Origin of the sequence: Vibrio taketomensis, from assembly GCF_009938165.1 — a bacterium.
Classification (GTDB): domain Bacteria; phylum Pseudomonadota; class Gammaproteobacteria; order Enterobacterales; family Vibrionaceae; genus Vibrio; species Vibrio taketomensis.
Genome location: NZ_AP019650.1, coordinates 1230109 through 1253377, shown reverse-complemented (window position 1 = coordinate 1253377; position 23269 = coordinate 1230109). Strand labels below are relative to the sequence as shown.

Sequence of the window (23269 nt, the reverse complement as noted above, 5' to 3'; positions counted from 1 at the left end):
GTAGTCAAAAATATCGTCAGCCAGATCGGCAGCTTTGTTGAGTGTTTTACTTTGTTGGGGTAGCAATCCATACGATGTTTGACGCGAGTTATCCCTCTTTAGTGATGTGGGTTCACCTACTCATGTTCTAAGGCGCTTAAAGGCATCACATAAGTCGATGATTTCACCAATAGCCTAGCATTCAAACTTGGCCTTATCCATATGAACACAAGGAGGAAGTGAGAGATTATTTGTCGTAAAAACGAAAAAATCCTGCCTTTGCATCAAAGGCAGGATTGAGGAGCTAAAGTTTGGGGGCGTTTAGCTTAAGGAATCACTTTGTCTTACAGACCACGTTTATTGCAGTACAGACCGTAGTAACCAATGTAAGCAAAACATAGTGCCGGTAGGATAAACGCTAGCTGCATGTTGCCGCCTAGAGCGTCAGACATCATACCCATTAGAGGTGGAACGACAGCACCACCACCGATAGTCATAACAACTAGCGAACCTGCGAATGAGGTGTCTTTACCCAAGCCTTTTACACATAGACCGTAAGTTGTCGGGAACATTGGTGACATGAACAAGTTAGAAGCGATCACGGCAAACAATGACAACTCAGATGGGTTTAGCGCAGCGAAGGTAATCAAAGAGAAGTTAATGATACCGTAGATGCCAAGTAGCTTAGATGGCTCGATGCGTTTCATCATTGCCGTTGCAATTGCTTTACCCACCGCATAGATCACAAGACCAGCCATCAGGTAGTTTGCCGCCGCGTGTTCCGTCATACCTTGGTAGATCATTTGTGCAAAACGAATAGTGAACGACCAGATACCAACTTGTGCACCTACGTATAGGAACTGAGTCATCAAGCCTTTACGGAAGTGAGGGATTTGGAATAGGCGCGCAATAGAGGCTTTAACGTCAACTTTCTCTTCTTCTTTGGTCGCAGCTTCCGCAGGGCGACATGCAGGGAATTTAAGGAATGCGAAAACAGCTGCCAAAATCAGTAGGAAAATACCCATGTAGATGTATGGCGACACCACTTGGCCAACCATTTCAGCACGAATCGCATCAGCCGCTTCAGGTGCCATTGCCAATAGTTCTTCGTGTGATGCATCAGACTCACTGAATACCAGTTGCTGACCGATAAAGATACCTAGGAAGACACCAACAGAGTTGAACACTTGTGAAAAGTTAAGACGCTGGGTAGAAGTATCAATGTTGCCCATTAGCGTAGAGTAGGTATTACAAGAGGTTTCTAGGAACGCTAAACCAGAAGAGATAACCAGCAAACAACCTAGGAATGCAGCGTAAGTCATCATGTTTGCTGCTGGAATAAACATGAAACAGCCCAATGCGTAGAGGCTTAAGCCCACAACGATAGCGGTTTTGTATGAGTATTTTTTTACGACGGTTGCGGCTGGCAGTGCAAATGCAAAGTAACCAAAGAAGAACACGGATTGCACAAGAGCTGATTGCGTATCAGACAGTTCAAAGCCCTTACGGAATTGAGGAATCAAAACGTCATTCAAGCTCGCCGCAATGCCCCATACAGAGAATACAAGACAAACTAAAATGAATTTTACCCAAGGTGTTTTCGGAAGGTAACAGCTGGTGTCTAACTCAGCTGCAACGTTTTCAACGTCATTCGACGATGTGTTGTTTATCGAAACAGATGCCATATTCAACCCTTTATTAAGTGATGTTGTTTTGTGATTTTTGAACAAGCGAACGCAAAGAAACTCGAGTCAATAATGAACGTGACCGGTGTTATCCAAAAGTAATCCAAAAAAATCAAATGTGATTTTGATCCTAAATTTTACATTTTCAGTGCTTTTGGTGCCGAAAACAGCATGAAAACGTATTTAATCCGAAAAAAAGAGAAAACAAAGTGACAAAAATCACTTTGTTTAAGCGCGAACCTCATCCCCTGTGATAGCCATCAATTTGTCTATTTTGACCCATTTTATTTGCACTGGATGACTTTAACGTCGCGGTATGACAAACAAAGCACTCGGGTGAAAACAAATGAAATACAAAAGCATTAAAGATTTAAACGCTTCAGTAATGGGGTTTGGCTGCTGGGCAATTGGTGGTACTTGGAACAATGTGACCGACGAACAATCTATTCGCACCATCAAAGAGGCGATTAACGTTGGGATTAACTTTTTCGATATTGCGCCAATCTATGGCTTTGGTAACGCCGAGAAAGTACTGGGAAAAGCACTTAAGGGTGAAAAGCGTGATGCCATTAATATCGCGACCAAATGTGGCTTACTATGGGATGCGAACGATCTCAGTCGTCCTGCACAAAATAACTTAACCAAAGCCAGTATTATCAAGGAAGTCGATGACTCGCTGACGCGTTTGGGTACCGATTATATCGACTTATACCAAGTGCATTGGCCAGATCCAAACACCTCGATTGAGGAAACCGCCCTGGCATTAGCAGAGTTAAAACAAGCGGGAAAAATTCGCCATATTGGCGTCTCGAACTATTCATTAGAGATGACGCGCGAAATGCAGCAATATGTTGAGGTGGCAACGTTCCAAGGGTTGTACAACTTGTTAGAGCAGAATCCGACCTCTTACCACAATATTCCTCTTGAATATCGAGCTCGAGATGAAGCGCTGCCATTTTGCCGCGAACACGACATCAAGTACCTCCCGTACTCGCCATTAATGCAAGGCTTGTTGGTGGGGTCACTTAAGCTTGAGGGGAACTGGGACAAAAATGACTCGCGTGCAGCGAATCCAAAGCTTAATGGTCCGGCGTTTGAGCCTTATTTCTATTGTGTTGAAGAGCTGAAAGCGCTGGCAAAAGAGGCGAATATTCCTCTAGCACACTTGGCGCTGCATTGGTTGGTGGAGCAACAAGAAATTGGCTCTATCATTGCCGGTGCCTTCACCGAACAGCAAGTGCGTGAGAATGCCGCTTTTGTTGATTCGGCCTGTTCTTCAGAGCTACTGACTCGCGCGGAATCGATCGTTACAAAATGGAATCTTGATTAACGCCCAGCATCATGGTGAAAAGGCCGCTAAATTAGGCGGTCTTTTTCGTTTTGGTGTTATTTAGGGCGTTTTTCTTTCGCTTTTCTGTTTTAGAAATTGGATATCAAAAATCTGAGTGATCAAGATCACTTAAGTGTGCAATCTAAACGGTGTTTCTGCGACATCATCACGAAGGATATTTTCGTCGGTTTTATCGCAAGTTGGAATCGATTGTAATGGCTCCATCAGTTAAAACATGACAGGAAAATTCCAATGAACAACGTTTGCCGCAATCTAGCAAGAATGATCGATTTGAGTGCAGTTCAAGCACAAAACACTAAGTCAGACATTATCGCGTGTGCTGATCTTGCTAAGAAATACAACATCATCTCTCTACACGTGCTACCAAACTGGGTACCAATGCTACGTGAAGAATTAGTCGGCTACCCTGAAGTGCTAATTGGTGCGCCAATTGGTTACCCTTCTGGTGGCGTAGCGACGAGCACTAAAATTGCTGAGATCCATCAAACTATTGCCAATGGTGCGAGCGAAATTGACATGGTATGTAACGTAGGTCGTGTATTATCTGGCGATTACGATTACGTAGAACAAGAGCTGAATGCCGCGGTAAAAGCCGCTTACCCAACGCCAATCAAAACCATTCTAGAAACGCATTACCTAAATGAAGAGCAAATTCGCAAAGTGACTGAGCTTGCGGTCAATGCAGGCATGTCTTGGGTGAAGACCGCGACAGGCTGGACGGCAACAGGTGCAACGGTTGAAAACTGCGCAATGATTGTTGACCAAATCAACGGTCGAGCAACGCAAGTGAAAGCTTCAGGTGGTATTCGTTCTCTTGAGCTTGTGAAACAACTTTATTCAGTGGGTGTACGTCGTTTTGGTTTGAGCTTAAAGACCGCTCAAGAAGTGCTAGAACAGCTAGAAGCGAACCCAGAACTGTTTGCTGAACTTGATTACTAATAATAAAAATCCTCACAACGGTTCAAGTTGCTGCGGCGTAGGCTCTCTGCAATCTTACGGTATCGCTGAATGATACCAAACGATTGTTCAACGCCGCTATTGAGTGACTTTAAGTTGTACGGGTGAAAAGGTGCGAGCAAATCGCACCTTACACAATAACGAAACAAGGCAGGTCAATATGAAAGATATCGTTTTAGCGATTGATGTCGGAACAGGCAGTGTACGTGCTGCGCTTGTTGATCAAACTGGACACATTATCGACATCGTTCAAAAAGAACATGATCAAATTACCCCTCACATTGGTTGGTCAGAGCAAAGCCCTTCCTCTTGGTGGCAAGGTGCCACCAACTGCACTCGCGAATTACTTTCAAAACATGCAGATAAGTTAGCGCGTATCGCGGCAGTCGCTTCATGCGGTCAAATGCATGGCACGGTATTACTCGATGCTGAGGGTGAATTGGCGATCGACAGTGCGATTTTATGGAATGACAAACGCACCGAAAGCGTTGTTCAAGAATTCAAAGCTCGTACTCAGCCAGAAGAGTTGGCGAAGATCGTCAACAACCCTCCAACGACGGCTTGGTCAGGTTTCAAACTCATGTGGGTGCGTGAGAACCTTCCTGAAGTGTGGAGCAAAATAGCCAAAGTCGTGATGCCGAAAGATTTCATCAACTACAAATTGAGTGGCACTATCGCGACCGATTATAGCGAAGCCTCTTGCTTCTACTTGATGGATCATCACACTCGCGAATACAGTGATGCCGTGTTGGAATTGACTGGTATTCCTCGTGAGATTTTGCCAAACATCTACTTAGCAACAGATGTCATCGGTGAAGTGACGGAAACTGCTGCGCAAGAAACCTTAATCCCACAAGGCACACCTGTGGTTGCGGGCACTTCAGATTTTGCCGCGACGCTACTTGGTTCGGGTGTACATAAAGTTGGTCAAGCCTCGGACAGTACAGGGACTTCAACACTTATCACCGTGGTAACGGATACGCCTTCAGACAATCTACTGCTCAACAACCTGCATCTTGCGAACCCTGCTTGGGGAACATTTAGCATTCTCGATGCGGGTGGCGATGCAATGCGCTGGGCAAGATTGGCGCTGCAAGATAATGCTATCTCTTACGCAGAGTTAGTGGAATTAGCGAAACAGTCACCGGTTGGCGCTAACTCGCTTATTTTCTTGCCTTACCTAACGGGCGAGCGTAATTCCAATAAAACCAACTCTCGCGCTCAGTTTTTTGGCTTAGCGCGTAAGCATCGAGCAAAAGATCTCTATCGCGCGGTGATGGAAGGCGTAGCCTTTGCCGCTAAGCGCAACATTGACTTGATGAACAGCAATGTGGATTACTTTATTGCTTCAGGTGGTGGTGCGAAAGACGATTTTTGGCTGGAGATTAAAGCCTCAATTTACAACCGACCAATCGTCAAAACGAAAGCAGAAGAGAATGGCGTATTAGGCTGTGCAATGATCGCGGGTTTGGGCGTTGGTTTGTACCAATCTATCGAACAAGCGGTAGAGCAAACCGTGCAATTTGAGCGTGAAATCTTACCAAACCCTGCTTGGGTGGAGTTCTACGCCAAAGAATATGAACTGTTTAACGCGCTGTATGAGCAATCGCAGAACTTTTACGATGCGCTCGATAATCTCGATTCTCTGGCATAACTCTTAAGGAAAAGAAGATGAAATTAACGGATTTTGCAGGCCATATTGGTATTCCTGTTTCGAATATTGCCACCAGTGAGAAGTTCTACCAAGATGTCGGTTTTAGCGTGGTTGAGCGTCATAGTTTGGAATCGGGTAAAGGGGGGAACAACCACATTGCTTTTCTCGCCTTTGGCAAAACATTGATTGAATTATACCAATTGGATCAAGAGCCAGTCGCAGGTAAAGCGGGCGCGATTCATCACTTTGCTATTGGGGTTGAAAACCTGGCCGAAGTAAAAGCTAACCTTGCTGACAAAGGCATTCCTCTCGCGGTGCCAGACACTGATTTACCGTTTGGTGAAAACGGCGTGACCTACATTATGATTGAAGGTCCAAATGGTGAAATGATAGAATTTGACCAGTTCAAATAACGAATGAAAACAAAAGTGGGCTTGCCCACTTTTTTTTGGATGGAACCATGTTTGCAGAAGAACGACACCTACTAATTCTTGAAGCAATTGAGCAGTTTGGCAAAGTGACGGTAGATGATCTCGCAAGCCAATTTTCTGTTACCAAAGCGACAATTCGTAACGATTTAAAAAAACTTGAAGCCAAAGAGCTGTTAGACCGAACCTATGGCGGTGCGATGTCGAAGAGTAAAATTCAAGTTGAAGTTAATTCTGATTCCCGCAGTGATACCAATAAAGTCGACAAGATTCGCATCGGTAAAAAATGCGCGGCCTTAATTCAGCACAATCAAGTGGTGTTACTCGATACCGGAACCACCACGGTGCATATTGCCAGTGCCTTAAAAGACAAGAAAAACCTTACCGTGATCACCAACGATTTTGAGATCGCCAAGATTTTGGAACTGTTCGACGGTATTAAGCTCTACTTTTTAGGTGGTTTCGTTAAGAACCAATACCACTGCACCTATCACGATTATTATGATGCGGTGTTGAAAACGCTTAACGTTGATATTGCATTTATCGGGGTTAACGCGATTAACCCACAAGGCGCATTTGCCGCCGATATCTCACTGGGTAAAACTAAACGTTTGATGTGTGAGCAAGCGACACGCGTGGTAGTATGTTGTGATGGCGAGAAATTCAATAAAAAATCACTCTCATGTTTTGTGGATTTGAAAGGCATCAATTCAATTGTCACCAATCAATTACCAAGCAATTATTACGAATACAACGACATAGAATTTGTAATCGCGGAATAAACCGAAAGATAGATATCTCTCTCAAATAAAATGAAATTAGTCACATAAATTGTGTGGATATTGAGCCATGCTTAGATGACTTATCATCAACCTTATATTTGGTGGGGATATGCATGGAGTGATCCGAAAAATGACATGGCAGACGATGGGGCGGTAATCCCGCCGATTCAATGCCGTTCGTAACCTGACTTCAGGTTTACCTTAGAACTGAGTACGCATTGCTGCGTTAACTCCGTTCGACGTGTCATTTGTAAGGAGGCTCTATGCCCATCAATAGAATCCGCAATATCGCTTTTGTCGGCCAAACGGGAACGGGTAAAACGACTTTAATCGAAAAGCTGCTGTTTACCTGCCAATCCACCACTCATTTAGGCTGTGTCGAAAAAGGCGATACCGTCACCGACTTTGACGATCAATCTATTCAATATCAACACAGTATCGAAGCGACACCCGTCGCCCTCAGTTGGCAGGAACACCGTCTCAATATTATCGATACTCCCGGGCAAAATGAATTACTCGGACGAACGCTGAGTGTCTTTCCCGCTGTAGAAACCACCGCATTAATCATTGACCCACAATTGCCCATCAACCAAACCTCTGAACGTATTTTTGCTTTTGCTAAAGATCGGCAGATGTGTCAAATGATCATCATCAACAAACTGGATAACCATGGCGGTCAGTTAGAAGCGCTGATGGAAAGCATTTTTGAACATTTTGGTGATAATTGTTTGCCGATCAACTTGCCATCGGCCGATGCTCAATCTGTGGTGGATTGCTATTTTGAACCACAGACAGAGCAAGCGACTCTGATCTCTAGTGTTGAAGCGACACACGAAACCTTGATTGATCAGGTCATTGAGGTTGATGAAGAATTAATGGAGCTTTATTTAGAGCAAGGCTCTGAGCTGACACCTGAACAACTGCACGATCCATTTGAGGAAGCTCTGAGAACAGGCCATGTAATTCCAATTTGTTTTGTCTCAGCTCAAACTGGGGCTGGTGTGGAGTTACTGTTGAGAACAATGGCTGAAATCATGCCCATGCCAAATGAAGGTAACCCGCCACTGCTAGAGAAAAACGGTAAAATGATTAAAGTGAACTGTGACACCTTAGAGCACAGTGTGGCGCACGTTTACAAGGTGAGTGTTGACCCTTATATGGGTAAGCTCGCTTATTTGCGTGTCTATCAAGGCGAAATTCATGCGGGTAGCCAACTCTATGTTGGAGAAAGTAATAAAGCGTTTAAAGTTGGGCATCTATATCAATTGCAAGGCAAGAACCGCACTGAGATTAGCAAGGCGTTAGCCGGGGATTTCTGTGTATTAGCGAAAGTAGATGAGCTGGAGTTTGACGCTATTGTCCATGACTCGCATGAAGAAGATGGCGTAAAACTAAAAACATTGAATTTCCCAGCGTCGATGTATTCATTATGTCTAAAACCGATTAAACGTGGTGATGAGCAAAAACTGGGGGATGTACTCAACAAAATCGTCAGTGAAGATCCTTCTCTTCGCGTTGAACATCGCGCGCGTACCAATGAAACCATTTTAAGTGGGCAAGGGGAGTTCCATCTGAAAATTGCCTTAGAAAAAATGGCCAGTGTATATAAGCTTGAAGTGGAAACGTCGACCCCAAGTGTTGAGTACTTTGAAACCATTACCAAACCGGCTGAAGGGCATTACCGTCATAAAAAACAAAGTGGTGGCGCCGGGCAGTTTGGTGAAGTGCAATTGCGGGTTAAGCCACTAGAGCGCGGAGGCGGCTTCCAATTTATCAATAAAGTCGTGGGTGGCTCTATTCCAACCTCTCTTATTCCTGCGGTAGAAAAAGGCATACTGCAAGCATTGGAGGAAGGGGCGATTTCAGGCAATCCGATCAAAGATGTTGAGGTTACGGTTTATGATGGTAAGTACCATTCCGTAGATTCAAAAGAAATTGCGTTCGTGATTGCAGGTAAAAAAGCATTCTTAGACGCTATCCATAATGCCGATCCGATAGTACTTGAGCCGATAGTACAATTGGAACTATGCATACCAACGACTAATGTAGGGGACGTGTCTGGTGATCTTTCTGCAAATCGAGGCTTAATTGAAGGAACGGAACCCGTTGATGGTAATTTTACGCTATTACGAGCGAAATCTCCGGCCAACGAGTTACAAGATTATGCGCGGCGATTACGCGCGATAACGGGCGGAGAGGGCAGTTTTAACATGTCGTTGAGTCACTATGAGCCGGCACCTCCTTTAGTGCAAAAACGAGTCTGTGAGCAACCAGTAGAATAGGTCGACTACGATTCCAAATAACAAACCCCCAAGCCCAAATAGGCTGGGGGTTTTTGTTTATTCAAGCAATCATTGAGCGCTTGCTGTCTCGGCTTGTTGATTTTGCGAGAGCTGACGAGCAGCTTTGAATACGAACATGGTGATGATCACAGGCATCAACCACGATAAGTTTTCATTAAACAATGGTAACCATTGTTGGCCAAACGCCATGATTGAGCTAGGCAGTTTACCCACGATCATAAATGCATCTAAGGTGCCAAACAGTGCAGCGATGGTAACAGTAAAGGTTTGGCTTTTAGAGATAGTACGTTTGCCGTTAGTCGATTTATTCGGTAGCAAAACCACAACCATCACGAGTGCAATCGCCATTGGGCACAGAATCAGAATGAGCGGTAAGCTCACTTGAATCAGTGTTTCTAGGCCGACATTTGAGATGATGGCCGTTAATAGGGAAATACCCGCTGCACTGAGCGCAAACTTCACGCCATACGTGTTTTTCAGATAGTGGGCGTTTGCCGTTGTGATGCCTACCGTGGTTGTTAAACAGGCCAGCAGCGTAATCACCGCTAACATCACTTTACCAACGAAACCAAACTGACCCACAGCATACGCCGCTAGAATTGCACCGCCGTTGCTCGCATTGGCTGCGATATCAGAAGACGTCGCACCTAAATAACCCATCGATAGGTAGCATAGCGACATCAACAGCGCATAAATTGCGATGATAACAGTGATATTACGTTGGCTTGATTCAGGTTTAGAGGCGCTCGCCGTGCGAACAGCATTGATGATTACCCAACCAAATACTAAGGCAGCAAGGGCGTCGAGCGTCATATAGCCTTGAGTTAAACCATTTATGACTGGCGCTTTTTGGTAAGTGTCGATGGCCTCAGAAGCATCACCCAACGGGTTAAACAGCGCAAACAGAGTGAGTGCAGTCAGCATAAGAATAAGCGCTGGCGTCATTACCTTGCCAATGTAATGCACCAACTGACCAGGTTTAAGTGCAAGTAGTAGTGTCAAACCGCAGAAAATCGCAGAAAACAGCAGTAGGCCATTGCCGGAGTAAAACGGTTTAATCCCCATTTCATAAGCCACGGTTACTGCACGAGGCAGTGCAAATGCAGGGCCGATAGTGATGAAAATCAGCATCCAGAAACTACGGTCCATCCATTTTGGTAGGCCAGCAGCAAGATGCTCAACACTTGGTAGACGCGACAAAATCAGTAGTGCGAGTGCAGGCAAACCAACCGCAGTTACCAGAAAACCTGCGATTGCCAATAACCAGTTGTCGCCGGCTTGTTGCGCCATCAATGGTGGAAAAATAAGGTTACCAGCGCCAAGAAACAAGGCGAAGGTCATAAAACCAATGGCGGTAAGCTCTCTTCTGTTCAAACTAATTACTCCCTTTGAGTGTTAGGTCAGTTTGCTGGAAGAGTCGAAAGAGGGTGAGTTCTGTATTCGTATCCGCCAGCACCGCTGACGAATAAGTAAGTCGTCAGCGTCAGATAATGACGATAACGACAGAGACAAGTGTAGCCGCACCCGAGTGGGGAGCAGTGTCAGAAAGCATCTGATTGTAATGAGTATTTAGCAACATCACTGATACACTTGTTAATAAAAGATGATTTAAATTAGAACGGAAACCCCAGCGTGTAAAGCGAATTTTACACCAAATTTAATTATTTTTGCCAATTATAAAACTGTATTCATAGTGAGATATGGTTATTGCATCCGTGCAATAACCACACATTTAGCCTTTGATGGCACGCTCGGTTTGATGGATAAACAAGCGTTCTGCGTCTTCTTTGGTAAGTATTAACTGCATTTTCTCTGTGAGGATTTGGTATAGCAGTTCGGCTGAGGTAATCACCAGCTGTTCTTCACTGCCATTTTGATCGTTATATGCAAAATACTCTAATCTACGTACCAAATTTCTACTTTTAGCAGCAATGTTTGACACAACTAAGTTGTTCACAAAGTTGCTTTGCGGGAACTGATGGGTGACGAAATGGCTCGCATCGCAGTCACTTTCGGTGGTTTCACTTAAATCGAAGCGATACAACGTACGCCAGTTTTGTTCATACCACTGTTCAATGCGATAGTGTTGTTCTTGCTGAACAACCACTCTTACTTGGTTTTGATGCCAACTATAGGTTTGGTTTTCGAGCGCCAGTGCTTCTCGTGGGGTATCGACACCAAAGCCGACATCAACCACATATTGTTTGCTATTTATGGTGAGCAGCGTAAAGCGATGTGAGCGGCGGTTCAACTCATTGCCATCTAACAGTACACGGGCAAGGATAGGGCGTACCTCGTACCCAAGCTCCTCAAGTGCGAGTTGCATCAGCTTGTTATGTTCAAAGCAGTACCCGCCTTGGCGCTTGGTTACGAGGCGATCCACAATCGATTCAATATCCAGTGGCAGATCTCGTTCGAGTACGACATTGACACTGCTAAACGCAAACAAGCTTTGATGTTTGGCAATCATATAGTTGACGCGTTCTAAGCCCGTCAGCGGGTTTGGAATATCGAGCGCGGCTAGGTAGTGCTTAATTGGGGTATTCATGGCTAACTGTAAGTCCATTATTTCAGTGGTTATGCGTTGGCTGGTGCCAAAGCTTGTTCTGGTTTTGGTAGTTTTGATGGTTTTGTTGTTGTCAGAGCCGCAATAAATGCACTCAATTCACCGGGTTCAATCACGACCTTGTCACCACCACTTGCATGCAACTTGCCAGCGTAGTGCATATCAAAATATCGGAAAAACTTAGCAAACATTTGCTCAAACACTTCACACATTTGCGGTGATGCCGAACTGGCGATCACAAAGCCACACTTGCCCGCTAAAGCACGTCCTTTCGGTTTAAGGTGGCTGACATCGGTTAGCTCAGTAATGCGGTCAAACAGTTGTTTCATCGGTGCCGTCATCGCTGACCAATAAACCGGTGAGGCAAACACAATATTGTCAGCTTGCAGCATTTTTTCAACTAAAGGATAAAAATCATCCACCGGATATTGATTTTGATAGTTGTAGGCAGAGATAGTTAGCTTATCGATGTTAATCACTTCAATTTCGCTGTACTTAGCCACATTTTCAACCACTTTCGCGGTATTGCCTTGTGGATTGGCGCTGGAGAATAAAACCAGTGTCTGCATGTTAATTTCCTTGCGGGTAAAGACGACTGGAACGCACTTTAAAACCTCAACTTAACTTGAGGTAAAGCGTTTTTTGAAAGATTTTTTAACTGAGAGCGAAAAAGCGTGTTGGAGCGCTGAAAGGCGATAAAAAAGCCTCAGAATGACTCTGAGGCTTAATCGTGGTGATTATTGTTGGCTGGTTGGTAATACTCGTTTGAGAATATCGGCCAGTGTGACGACACCAATCATGGCGCCATTTTTGCGCACCACTGCGAGCTGCACGCTCGCTTTACGCATTAGTGCTAGCGCTTCGTAAACCGGAGTCTCAGCATCGAGAATATACGCATTGCGCGCCACTTCTTTTGCCGCTTTGTCGACTGGTTCAAGCAGAGTATCTCGTACGTGAACCACCAGTGGTTTTAGCCCTTTTGAGCCAAATAGCAAAATGCGTAAGTGTCCAGATTCCATCGCAATCGCACGAACTTCGGCAATCGTGGCATTTTGATCAACATGCGCCATCACTTGCCCTTCAGTTACTAGGCTTTCTACCGCAATCGAGCTGAGGTCAATCAGACTTGATAGCTGGCGTTGAGTGTCTGGTTTGAGCGTGCCAACGGCACCGGAGTGCTCGACTAACTGCTTAATCGTGTTGATGTCTTGTCCGCCGACAGCGGCACTCTCAACTGGCTCGACTCCCGATGCTTTTACCAAGCGGTTGGCAATGCGGTTGATCCAGTTTAGCAGCGGGCGAAGCGGCCACACATACGCACGAGCAATAACACCAATCGCCAACGCCGATTTTTCTGGGTGGGCAATTGCCCATGATTTTGGCGCCATTTCACCGACAACCAGATGCAGGAAGGTGACAAAAAATAGCGCCAGACCAAATGCGGCACCATCGGCCAGCCAATCAGGTAATCCGACCGCAAGGAGCACTGGGCCAAGCCATTGGTCGACGGCAGGCTTAGTGACTGCACCAAGTGCAAACGTACAGAAAGTAATACCTAATTGAGCACCTGCAAGCATTAAGGTTAGATCGTTCATGCCACGTAATGCAGCGCGTGCTGAGGCACTTTCAAGTGCCATCTCTTCCAATCGATGTCGACGGGCACCAAGTAAAGCAAATTCAATAATGACGAAAAATCCGCTTAATACGATAAGAGCTACGGTCAGTAGAATGACAATCAAAGCGTCGTTCATTGCTCACCCTCCAACATTGGTTTTTCTACCAGTTTGACTCGAACTTCAGTGGGTACATGGCGCTCAATACGCAATACATCGACCTCTAGTTGACGCAAGATAGGTTCACCCGCAGCGAGCTCAGACGGATCGATTGGCAAGTCGATCGTCACTTTTTCTCCGGCTTCTGGTAGCGCACCACGTTCAGCAATAAGTAGCCCAGCAATGGTCTCAACGTTTTCTCGTGGTAATTCGTAGCCGATGGTACGAGTTAACTCATCGAGATGGACATCGCCTTCCATTAGCCAGCTATCGCTGCCTTCAGCGACCATGGTTTCACCTGTGGTCAAATCATGCTCATCGGTGATTTCACCAACGATTTCCATCGCCAGATCTTCAATGGTCAATACGCCAGCAAAACCGCCATATTCATCAATGACACAAGCTAATTGATTGGTTGAATCCACTAACTGCGTTAGGGCATTCGGTAGGCGCATCAATGTCGGCAAAACGGTGACAGGACGCATAATGGAAGCGACGGTTAAATCCGTTTCACCCGCGTCGATTTTTTGCAAGATATCCGCTAAGTGAACCACACCCACCGGTGCATCATCGTCATTGATCACTGGGTAACGCGTATGAGCACGGGCCATCAGTGGGATAAGTTGGTCGATGGTGGTTTCTGGCTCCACCCAGTCAACTTGCGAGCGCGGCACCATCGCGTGTTCAACGTCTTGTTCAGGGAAATCGAGGATTCGGTCCATCATCAAAGACAGTTCAACCGGTAAGTCACCACTATCACGAGAGTTAGCGATGATATGGTGCAAATCTTCTTCTGATGCGCTGACATCCAGATCATGAATTGGCTCGATACGTACCGCACGCAGCAGTAAGTTTGCCGATTTATCAAAGAAACTGATAAACCAACCAAATACTGAGAGATAAATCAGGGTCGAGCGAGCTAACAAGCGTGCCATTGGCTCTGGATTAGCAATAGCAAGGTTTTTTGGGTACAGCTCGCCAGCGATCATCTGCACGATCATCGCAATACCTAGCGTTGCTAAAGTACCGATTGTGACGCCGACTTCTAGTGAGAAGCCAAAGCTTTGTAAGATCAGTCCCATGGACTCGCCAACTAATGGTTCAGCCACAAAACCTAGCACTAGGCCAGTGACGGTGATACCAAGTTGAGCGCCCGACAGCATAAAACTGGTGCGTTTGGTTACAGAGAAAGCGCGCTTGGCAGATTCATCACCAGTGGCGGCTAAGGTTGCTAATCGAGAGCGATCGACGGCCATATAAGCGAATTCTTGAGCAACAAAATAACCGTTCGCAAAAATTATCGCCAAAATAACCACAATGCCAAAAAGCAGAGTTAGGTAGGTTTCTATCATTGTTGTTTCCGCCTTTTAACGAGTGAAAGGCTGTAATATCCGACACATTTGTTCAGACTAGGGTCCACAAAGACTTCCTCATATATAAAACACGCGAGGAGTATATTTCGGCCTAATTTAACTCGTCTAGCGAATAATAGTTTGCTGAGTACTTAGATTACGAGTCTGTATTGGTTATCGAAATGAGCCAAAAAGGATAAGGGCTAATAGCGGCGGGCGATCTCAACCATCTAGCGTTCGCTGGGCGAAGGGATTTAAGGTGATTCGAGTTACTGCTGGTTACAAAATTGTACCTGAATCAATGTGCTTCAGTTGCCAGCTCGTTAGTGAAAACGTGGGTGTGTGACTGTTCTCTCATTTGCCAGCGTCAGTATTTCATTCGTCTATCACACTTTTATTGCTGCGCTCTGCAGTTTGTAAACAATGTTATCTCTTACTTATCTTGGCTAATCCCACCTGCAATTGTCGTCACACTTTTTTTTAACCTCTCTGATACGCTCGACTTAAATATTCAGCGAATCCTTCGATGTCTTTGAAACGGAATGTATTTAAAGGACATGTTATGCAAATCAGTAAAATTGTGGCAATGATCATCACATCACTCACTCTTGGGGCTTGTGGTGATGCAGAGCGAGTGAGCTTCACGGCGATTGATGGCTATCTAAGTAATGCCGAAGTCTACCTCGATACCAACCAAAATGGTGTTGCAGAGGCCGATGAGTTAGCCGGGACCACAGATGCGAATGGGCAAATAGAACTCGCGGTCAGTGCGTTAAATTCTGCCGTTATCATTCGTATTGTCGCAGGGCAAACCGTGGATAGGGACTATAGCGGCACGGCACTGCGCAGCTATGAAATGATCGCTGATGCGGGAAATACTGTGGTTACGCCATTTACCACCTTGCTTCACTTTGATAGTGCGATGTTGTCGCCATTATATGCCGATGCGGATTTGCAACTGACGGAGGATTTACTGACTAGTGACTACGTTGCAAAGGCAGATCAAGGTGATGAAATAGCGATTGTTGCTCATATTTTGGGGCGCAGTGTAGCGCTTACGCTGCAAGAGTCTCTCGCTGGTAATTATGGTAGTGATGCTACCGCTAATAACAATACGGCGATCCATTTACAGCGACACCTTACTAAGCTGATCGAAATTGTAAAAGATCAAATTGCGTTGGCGGGGGACGTAAAAAAAATCAGCGATCTTGTCGTAGTGGTGAAATTGGATAATCAAGGCAAGGTTATTCAGCAAATTATCACCTCGACCTCGGATAATAATGTGTTTAGAAAATATGCGATTAACGATACCGGTATTACGCAATGCGACACAGGCGATGGCAGCAAAGTTGATTGCTATGATGAGAGCGGTGAGCTAACTCCCAACGTATTGCCTGGGCAAGATGGGTTAGTTGGAAGAGACAGTAATAGCAAGCTAAATTCCAATGCGGACGGTAGCGCTGGTTTTAGTTTTAGTAAAATTAGTGCGAGTGGTGAGGTTTTGCCTGTTGAAGCCACGCAGTGGGACTGCGTGCAAGATAATATCACCGGCTTAATGTGGGAGGTAAAAACACCTCCAGGTCAAGGTGGTTTAAGAGATGCCGCTCATACTTACACTTGGTATAACGACGATGAAAATGTTAATGGCGGCGGAGCGGGCGTAGAAGGTGCTGGAGATTGTGAGAGTGGGAATTGTGATACCTCACAATATGTGGTTGCGGTTAACCAAGTAGCGTTGTGCGGACATACGGATTGGCGCATGCCAACGCTTGTGGAACTTAATTCGCTGGTTGATTTTGGGCGCATAAAACCCGCGATTGATGTTGCCTTTTTCCCCAACACAAAAAAAGGCTATTACTGGGGTTCCAATACCATTTTGGTCTTGAGCCACCCTCATATCGTGCTCGTCGTTTCATTTAACGATGGCAGTGGTTGGGGCTTAAACAAGTTGTGGGATAGAGCCGCTGTTCGTTTGGTGCGAGCCGGACAGTAATCGTTTTTTTTGGATTAACTGTGATTAGGTTTGAATTTGTTTGCTAGGGGTAAACGATGAAATCGATTATTTATGGCCTTGGGTTGGCATCAATGAGCTTGCTTGTCCAACCCGTTTTAGCGCAACAAGTGTGTCTAGACAATGCCATACCAACGACACCGACAACGCGTTTTGTGATGAACAAAGACAGCCAAGGGGCTGAAGATGGCACCGTGACCGATACGAAAACCGGGTTAATGTGGATGCGCTGCAGTGTTGGCCAAAAGTGGGATGCCGCAAATAGGCGATGTACTGAAGAGACACTGGTGTTTTCATGGCAACAGGCTCTTGTGCAAGCCGAATCCTATCGCTCAGGTCCTATCGAGGAGACTGGCACTGATGACGGAGTAGCGGCATATGACGATTGGCGCTTACCGAACGTCAAAGAGCTTGCCAGTATTATTGAATCGACATGTAGTCTCCCTGCAATTAATGTAGAGGTATTTTTCATCGACATGGATACGGATATTCGTTATTGGAGTTCCTCGCCTACGCTGGCGACGTTGTTGGTGCATGGGCGTCGATTTTTGTTCGGCCACAACTTCGATCAAAGCCTCGAAAGCGAATATGACAGACGAATACTTTTGGTGCCGACAGTAATTGGTTTTTGGGTAAGCTTGCAACTCTTGAAGTGAGTGCGATGGCTTTTCAATACGGAATGTCAGTGAGGGTGGTTTATATTTTAACCCCAAGGTGATGGAGTGCCTGCTGGCACTGCAGCGCATTTTCAAATTGAATTGCGGCCATGCCGATGGCTTTGGCGCCTTCTACGTTGTGTGGCATATCGTCGATAAATACACACTCTTTGGCGCAAAGTTGATGGCTTTCGAGTAAAATTTGATAGATCTCAGATTGAGGTTTTAAGTACCCCACTTCGGCCGAAATTACGGCGCCATCAAATAGCGGCCAGAAGTCATATTGCTGTTTTAGAAAGGCGACGATTTCATGCACGTTATCTGATAGCGCATACACGCCATAACCCGCCGCTTTGACTCGCTTAATCAACTCTACCGAACCATACAATTCAAGCTGAGTTTGCTTTACATAATACATCAGCATATCCGCTTGTAATGCGGACAACTCAAACTCTGCTTGCAAAGCGGTTTTAAGCTCTGCCTCACTGAGTTTGCCAAGATTAATATCTCGCCACAGTGTTGATTGAAAAATTTGTTTAGCCAGAGTTTCCGCGCGAGGTGAGTCACCAAAGGTTAAGCGGACAATTTCCAGCGGGGCCCAGCGAACGATGACATTACCGATATCAAAGATGACATGCTTAATTTGGGTTTGTGGCTGCATCATTCGCTCCTATTGTTTTTACAATCAGTTCAAATCCTATTTTCTCACAATGACGAATTCGTTCTGAGATCGCAAACGCATCGTAATAGAATTATTGGTTGCACATAGTGTTGTCGGCAACGGTTTTCGAACAAATTTGAACACTGTAATTTCAGCTTATAAGTTGTTACCTTGCAGGGTGAGACAATAAATTGCAGTAATGCAATGGAGATGGAATCGAGTATGGCGAGCAAAAATAAGATCATTCGCTACGCAGCGATCGATGCTCAAACATTGTTTGATAAAGAGCATCAATTGATAGAACAAGTGAAAAGTAATCAACTCGATCAAGTATTGCTGCTGTGGCAAGCCAGAGAGCCAACATTGGTTCTACCCGCCGGTAAAAAATGGCCAGTGAGCGATATGTTAATTGAATCGCTTGATGATACAGGGTGGCAGCTCACTGCGCGTAAAACTGGCGGCGCTCCCGTGCCGCAACTGCCAGGTATTATTAATCTTTCGCATATTTATCATTGGCCACAAGATAAACCCTACGATATTAAAGCCGCCTATCTGCAGCTTTGTGATGTATTAATCGAATTCTTTAAAGGGTTGGGTGTTGAGGTTGCAGTGCACGCGACACCAAATTCTTACTGTGACGGTGACTATAACCTCAATATTGGTGAGCAAAAAATTGTCGGTACGGCTCAACGAGTACTGTTGCAAAAAGGGGGCGGCCAGGTGGTGCTATCGCAAGCCTGTATCATCATTGATGCCAATGCCGAAGAAATCGTGAAACCGGTGATTTTATGTAATCAAATCTGCGGTAATACCGCACAAATTGATGCGTATGCCCATACCAGTTTGTATCAACATATCGAACAAAGACCCAGTGTCGATAATTTATTTCAAGCGTTGAGCAATGCATTTTTGCAGCATTCGCCACACTAAAACAAGGATGAAGATATTTAAGTCGCAGTGATCAATGAGCTAATTTTATAAAATCGAGCCCTTAGTGCATTATTAGACCAGCTAATCTCATCTTATGGAAAAATGGTGTAATTATATTACGAAAATAATTTGACTTGCGTCACATTAAGGTTAATATTTGCACTGTCTTTTGAAAATTGATTACATAAGGTCGAGATTATGAACTCAGCACTTTTATCAATGTCGGACACTGAAATAACTACTCAAGCAGAACCGCAACATGTTCAGCAAGTTTCTGTTTTAGAAGAAGTATTGACGCTTGCGGCTATGTTTCTATCTACATCAGCAGTAGTTTTGTTACTGACTCTACAATGGGTTTAGTAACCAGCCTTTCATGGATTTGAAAATGATGCGGTAATCAACCCACTCTTATGGTTGTTATTAAATGAGTGATGCGTTGATTGCTGTATCGATAAATTCCACTAATCCTTTTTGCCTTTCTTAAATAAAAAAAGCCACCCTAATAAGGATGACTTGGAAAGTGAAATACTCAAACACTTGAACATTGTTTTAGTCAGTGAACTCAACTCGCCTTATCTAAAGAAGGATCACTTGGCTTTTTTGGTAGTGTTTTTGACTCATTGATCGATTCATCAACATTTGGTTCAGAGAAAATCTCCGCAACGGCATTGCGCTCAAGCTCACCTTGAAGTTGACCCTCTTCATCAACCACAGGTAATGAATAGTCGGATGAAATGGTTTCTGTTAGCACTTCTTCGATCGCGGTATCTGGTGAGACAACAGGCACTGATTCATAAATTTCTTCGTGCCAATCTTCACAACTGTCGTCTGCAACGGCATCGATGAGGCTCTCCTGAGTCACGAGTCCTTGATAGCCTTCATCTGTCACGTGGTAACCATAATCATGTTTAGAACGCTTCATTTGCAGTAGAGCTTCTTCAATGGTTGAAGCGGTAATACGCAATGCGGGTGGTTGCATGACGGTTTCTACCGTTAATGCTCGTGCTCGATTCACATCTTTTACAAAGGCTTCGACGTAATCATCGGCTGGCGAAAGTAAAATTTCATCCGGTGTGCCTTGTTGCACCAACACACCATCTTTGAGTATCGCAATACGGTCACCAATACGCAGTGCCTCGTCGAGGTCGTGCGTAATAAAGATAATCGTTTTATGCAGTTTCTGTTGCAGTTCAATCAGCTGATCTTGCATTTCACTGCGGATCAACGGGTCGAGTGCTGAAAAGGCCTCATCCATCAACAGAATTTCGGCATCGGTCGCCAAGGCACGAGCTAAACCGACACGCTGTTGCTGACCGCCTGAGAGTTGGGCTGGGTACTGTTTTTCATAACCAGTAAGGCCAACTGTATCAAGCCAATTTTGTGCGCGCTTATAGCGCTCTGCTTTTTCGATGCCTTGAATCTCTAATCCATAAGCGACGTTGTCGATCACACTGCGGTGAGGCAACAGGCCAAAACGTTGGAAAACCATCGACATTTTATAGCGACGAAACTCTTCCAACTCTTGGCTAGATAGCTGCATCACGTCTACGCCTTCTACCACGATCTTGCCTTCTGTAGGATCGATCAAGCGGTTAAAATGACGGATAAGTGTCGATTTACCCGAACCAGATAAACCCATGATGACAAAGATCTCACCTTGGTTGATGTTGAGGTTAATGTCTTTTAGACCGACGGTATGTCCGGTGTTGGCTAACACTTGTTCTTTAGTGTCGCCGCGTTTTACTTGCTCCATCACCGTGTGTGGTGCGCGACCAAACACCTTGTATAGTCCGGTGATTTCAATCAGTGGTTTAGTCATGCTTGAGATCTCCTAGGTGGGCTTGAGTACGTTTCGCGTAGGCTTGAGAGGCTCTATCAAACAGTATCGCCAGCGCCACGATGGCAAAGCCGTTAAGCAGACCCAGAGTGAAATATTGGTTGGTGATGGATTTCAATACTGGCTGACCAAGGCCAGCAACACCAATCATAGAGGCGATCACTACCATTGACAGCGCCATCATAATGGTTTGGTTGATACCTGCCATGATGGTTGGCATCGCAAGCGGTAACTGCACGCCAAACAGACGCTGTTTTTTGCTGGCACCAAAAGCGGTAGCAGCTTCAAGCACTTCTTTATCTACCAAGCGAATGCCAAGGTTTGTGAGGCGAATCACTGGTGGAATCGCATAGATCACCACGGCAATCAGCCCCGGAATTTTACCTAGACCAAGTAGCATCACTACCGGAATAAGATACACAAAGGCTGGCATGGTTTGCATGATATCCAGTAAGGGAGTCACTACCGATTGAACGCGATTGGAGCGTGCCATGGCAATGCCAATGGGAATCCCCAGAATTATTGACAGTAGGGTACAAACCGTAATGATGCTCAGGGTGCGCATGGTGTCATCCCACATGCCAAAATAGCCAATTAACATCATGGATACGCCGCAACCAAGGACTAGTTTCCATGAACGGCTAGCAAGGTAAATTAAGCCACAGCACACTGCGAGGACGACAAACCAAGGAGTGGCAAGGAGCAGTTTTTCAAACCACACCAGAAATGAAAGTAGCGGATCAAACAGCGACTCGATTAAGTCACCGTATTCGCGGGAAAAGTCGCGATAAGCGCCGTCTAATGCTTTACGAATGGCTCGCAAGTCTGCGCGTTCCATGGCGGGAAACTCGCTTAGCCAGTTTTGGTCAGACATATGAAATTCCTTATCATTGCTGAAGCGGCCTAAGCCGCTTCAGAACTACAGATGTAAGTACAGGTCTGTATGTGAATATTGGTTGGATTAAAGAGCTTTAGAGACCTTGTCTGCGACATCAGCAGGTAGCCATTGTTTCCAAGTTTCAGGAGAGGTTTCAAGGAAGTGGAACATTGCATCTTCACCGCTTGCTTGGTTGTCTTCCATCCATGCAAGTAATTGGTTCATTTGGTCATTGGTGAAGCCACGCTTGTTCAAATACTCTTGAACTTGTGGCGAGCGAACGGCAAATTCTTCTGTCACAACCGTGCTGACTGGTGATGGCGGATACATAGTGGTTTTAGGATTGTCACAATCTTCCTGGCTTACGCAGTTCACGTATTCATCAAGGTTGACGCCTGAACCAAAGTCCACTTTTACCATGTCGTATTTGCCTAAGATGGCGGTTGGTGCCCAATAGTAACCAAACCATGCTTCTTCACGCTCGTACGCTTTAGCGATTGAACCCGATAAACCAGCGCTTGAGCCAGGGTCTACAATGGCAAAGCCAGCATCAGCGAGATTCATGGATTTGAAAAGGTTGCCGGCACTGATTTGACAGTTCCAGCCTGCTGGGCAGCTGTAAAAAGCGTATGCATCCGGATCTTCAGGATGTTCAAATAACTCAGCGTGCTTTTTCACGCCTTCAATTGTCGCGATCTCTGGGTATTGATCGACGAGGTATTTAGGAACCCAAAAACCTTCTTCACCGCCTTCAACCAGTGCTTTGCCAGCATAACGTAAACGCTTTTCAGCAACACCGCGATCGAGTGATTCTTTGAGGGCATTGGTCCACATTTCAGGCGCAATATCTGGCTGACCTTTTTCAACCATTGAAGCGCCTGTTGGCATAGTATCACCGGGAACGAGTGAAGCATTACAACCGTAACCTTCGTTGAGAATGAATTGATCGAGGTAGGCAATTAGACTGGCAGAGTTCCAATTCATTTCAGCAATGGTGACATCCCCACATTCGTTTGCTGATACTTGAGTTGTGGCAAGACCTGCCATTATCAAAGACGCTAATTTAAGTTTCATTTCGATATCCTTTCTAAATTTTACTTGTTACCCACCTGACTATTTGCAGCTTCATGCCAGTACAGATTTGGGTAAAACGGAGAGCATTACGATGACGAAATTGGCTCTCGTTACATCATAAGACTATAGGAATGTTAGTTAGAGTTCAAACTATTGTGTGATTCAGGCTTAACCACATCTTATTTTATAAATATCGCTAAATACCTATATAAACACATTGAATAGCTAGGTTTGAATCGATGTAACCGCTTTTGAATGAAAGTGGCAGTGCAAAAAATGGGTCTATTAATTAGAATTCTAATCATTTAGCTTTGATCGCAAAATTGGGAAGTTATTTTTGAAAGGTTATTGAGTGAATTGTTCATCGAGTGAAGAGTTCACTTGGTTTGCAGCC

The 23269-nt window shown here is 45.1% G+C and carries 19 protein-coding genes; 9 read left to right on the top strand and 10 right to left on the bottom strand.

All coding sequences use genetic code 11. From position 1 onward, the window contains the following. Positions 1–323: 323 nt before the first annotated feature. The gene (gene fucP / locus Vt282_RS19455) at positions 324–1664 is read right to left on the bottom strand and encodes an L-fucose:H+ symporter permease (protein ID WP_162064471.1); all 1341 of its coding nucleotides are present in this window, start codon (positions 1662–1664) and stop codon (positions 324–326) included. A gap of 346 nt (positions 1665–2010) precedes the next feature. Here fucP and Vt282_RS19450 point away from each other — a divergent pair, with 346 nt between their 5' ends. The 6 genes from Vt282_RS19450 (at position 2011) to fusA (ending at position 9118) form a co-directional block, all read left to right on the top strand. Continuing rightward, on the top strand, positions 2011–2994 hold the full coding sequence (locus tag Vt282_RS19450) for an aldo/keto reductase (protein WP_162064470.1): 984 nt from the start codon (positions 2011–2013) through the stop codon (positions 2992–2994). 252 nt (positions 2995–3246) lie between these two features. Next, positions 3247–3954 (top strand): deoxyribose-phosphate aldolase, encoded by a 708-nt coding sequence (gene deoC, locus Vt282_RS19445; protein WP_162064469.1) that lies wholly within the window; start codon positions 3247–3249, stop codon positions 3952–3954. A gap of 178 nt (positions 3955–4132) precedes the next feature. Next, positions 4133–5626: a xylulokinase gene (locus tag Vt282_RS19440; protein ID WP_162064468.1), complete on the top strand. Its 1494-nt coding sequence runs from the start codon at positions 4133–4135 to the stop codon at positions 5624–5626. A 17-nt stretch (positions 5627–5643) separates the two neighbouring features. Then, positions 5644–6039: a VOC family protein gene (locus tag Vt282_RS19435; protein WP_162048540.1), complete on the top strand. Its 396-nt coding sequence runs from the start codon at positions 5644–5646 to the stop codon at positions 6037–6039. A 47-nt stretch (positions 6040–6086) separates the two neighbouring features. Beyond that, positions 6087–6836, top strand: coding sequence for a DeoR/GlpR family DNA-binding transcription regulator (locus Vt282_RS19430; protein WP_162048539.1), 750 nt, complete (start codon positions 6087–6089; stop codon positions 6834–6836). A gap of 263 nt (positions 6837–7099) precedes the next feature. Next, positions 7100–9118, top strand: a complete 2019-nt coding sequence (gene fusA / locus Vt282_RS19425; protein ID WP_162064467.1) for an elongation factor G — start codon at positions 7100–7102, stop codon at positions 9116–9118. 69 nt (positions 9119–9187) lie between these two features. Here fusA and brnQ read toward each other — a convergent pair whose 3' ends face one another. The 5 genes from brnQ to Vt282_RS19400 all read right to left on the bottom strand — a co-directional run bounded on the left by brnQ (position 9188) and on the right by Vt282_RS19400 (position 14829). Then, the gene (brnQ, locus tag Vt282_RS19420; protein ID WP_162064466.1) at positions 9188–10513 is read right to left on the bottom strand and encodes a branched-chain amino acid transport system II carrier protein; all 1326 of its coding nucleotides are present in this window, start codon (positions 10511–10513) and stop codon (positions 9188–9190) included. A gap of 358 nt (positions 10514–10871) precedes the next feature. After that, on the bottom strand, positions 10872–11687 hold the full coding sequence (locus Vt282_RS19415) for an arylamine N-acetyltransferase family protein (protein WP_162064465.1): 816 nt from the start codon (positions 11685–11687) through the stop codon (positions 10872–10874). A gap of 29 nt (positions 11688–11716) precedes the next feature. Continuing rightward, on the bottom strand, positions 11717–12274 hold the full coding sequence (locus tag Vt282_RS19410; RefSeq protein ID WP_162064464.1) for a flavodoxin family protein: 558 nt from the start codon (positions 12272–12274) through the stop codon (positions 11717–11719). A 168-nt stretch (positions 12275–12442) separates the two neighbouring features. After that, entirely contained in the window at positions 12443–13456 is a 1014-nt protein-coding gene (locus Vt282_RS19405; protein ID WP_162064463.1) for a CNNM domain-containing protein, read from the bottom strand. Further along, entirely contained in the window at positions 13453–14829 is a 1377-nt protein-coding gene (locus Vt282_RS19400; protein WP_162064462.1) for a hemolysin family protein, read from the bottom strand. The genes Vt282_RS19405 and Vt282_RS19400 overlap by 4 nt, the downstream gene beginning before the upstream one ends. Positions 14830–15391: 562 nt before the next feature. Between Vt282_RS19400 and Vt282_RS19395 the strand changes: the two genes are divergently transcribed. Together Vt282_RS19395 and Vt282_RS19390 are read left to right on the top strand one after the other, a co-directional pair. Then, entirely contained in the window at positions 15392–16822 is a 1431-nt protein-coding gene (locus tag Vt282_RS19395; protein ID WP_162064461.1) for an Lcl C-terminal domain-containing protein, read from the top strand. Between the two features lie 56 nt (positions 16823–16878). Next, positions 16879–17496 (top strand): Lcl C-terminal domain-containing protein, encoded by a 618-nt coding sequence (locus Vt282_RS19390; protein WP_162064460.1) that lies wholly within the window; start codon positions 16879–16881, stop codon positions 17494–17496. Positions 17497–17536: 40 nt separating this feature from the next. On the opposite strand, the gene Vt282_RS19385 is transcribed toward Vt282_RS19390, so the two are convergent. Beyond that, the gene (locus Vt282_RS19385) at positions 17537–18160 is read right to left on the bottom strand and encodes an HAD family hydrolase (RefSeq protein ID WP_415663458.1); all 624 of its coding nucleotides are present in this window, start codon (positions 18158–18160) and stop codon (positions 17537–17539) included. 219 nt (positions 18161–18379) lie between these two features. Between Vt282_RS19385 and Vt282_RS19380 the strand changes: the two genes are divergently transcribed. After that, the gene (locus Vt282_RS19380) at positions 18380–19087 is read left to right on the top strand and encodes a lipoate--protein ligase family protein (RefSeq protein ID WP_162064459.1); all 708 of its coding nucleotides are present in this window, start codon (positions 18380–18382) and stop codon (positions 19085–19087) included. A gap of 562 nt (positions 19088–19649) precedes the next feature. Here Vt282_RS19380 and Vt282_RS19375 read toward each other — a convergent pair. The 3 genes from Vt282_RS19375 to Vt282_RS19365 all read right to left on the bottom strand — a co-directional run bounded on the left by Vt282_RS19375 (position 19650) and on the right by Vt282_RS19365 (position 22875). Further along, the gene (locus Vt282_RS19375) at positions 19650–20906 is read right to left on the bottom strand and encodes a quaternary amine ABC transporter ATP-binding protein (protein ID WP_162064458.1); all 1257 of its coding nucleotides are present in this window, start codon (positions 20904–20906) and stop codon (positions 19650–19652) included. Beyond that, entirely contained in the window at positions 20899–21798 is a 900-nt protein-coding gene (locus Vt282_RS19370) for an ABC transporter permease (protein ID WP_162064457.1), read from the bottom strand. Before Vt282_RS19370 ends, Vt282_RS19375 begins: the two co-directional genes overlap by 8 nt. An 87-nt stretch (positions 21799–21885) precedes the next feature. After that, positions 21886–22875, bottom strand: coding sequence for an ABC transporter substrate-binding protein (locus Vt282_RS19365; RefSeq protein ID WP_162064456.1), 990 nt, complete (start codon positions 22873–22875; stop codon positions 21886–21888). Positions 22876–23269: the final 394 nt, after the last annotated feature.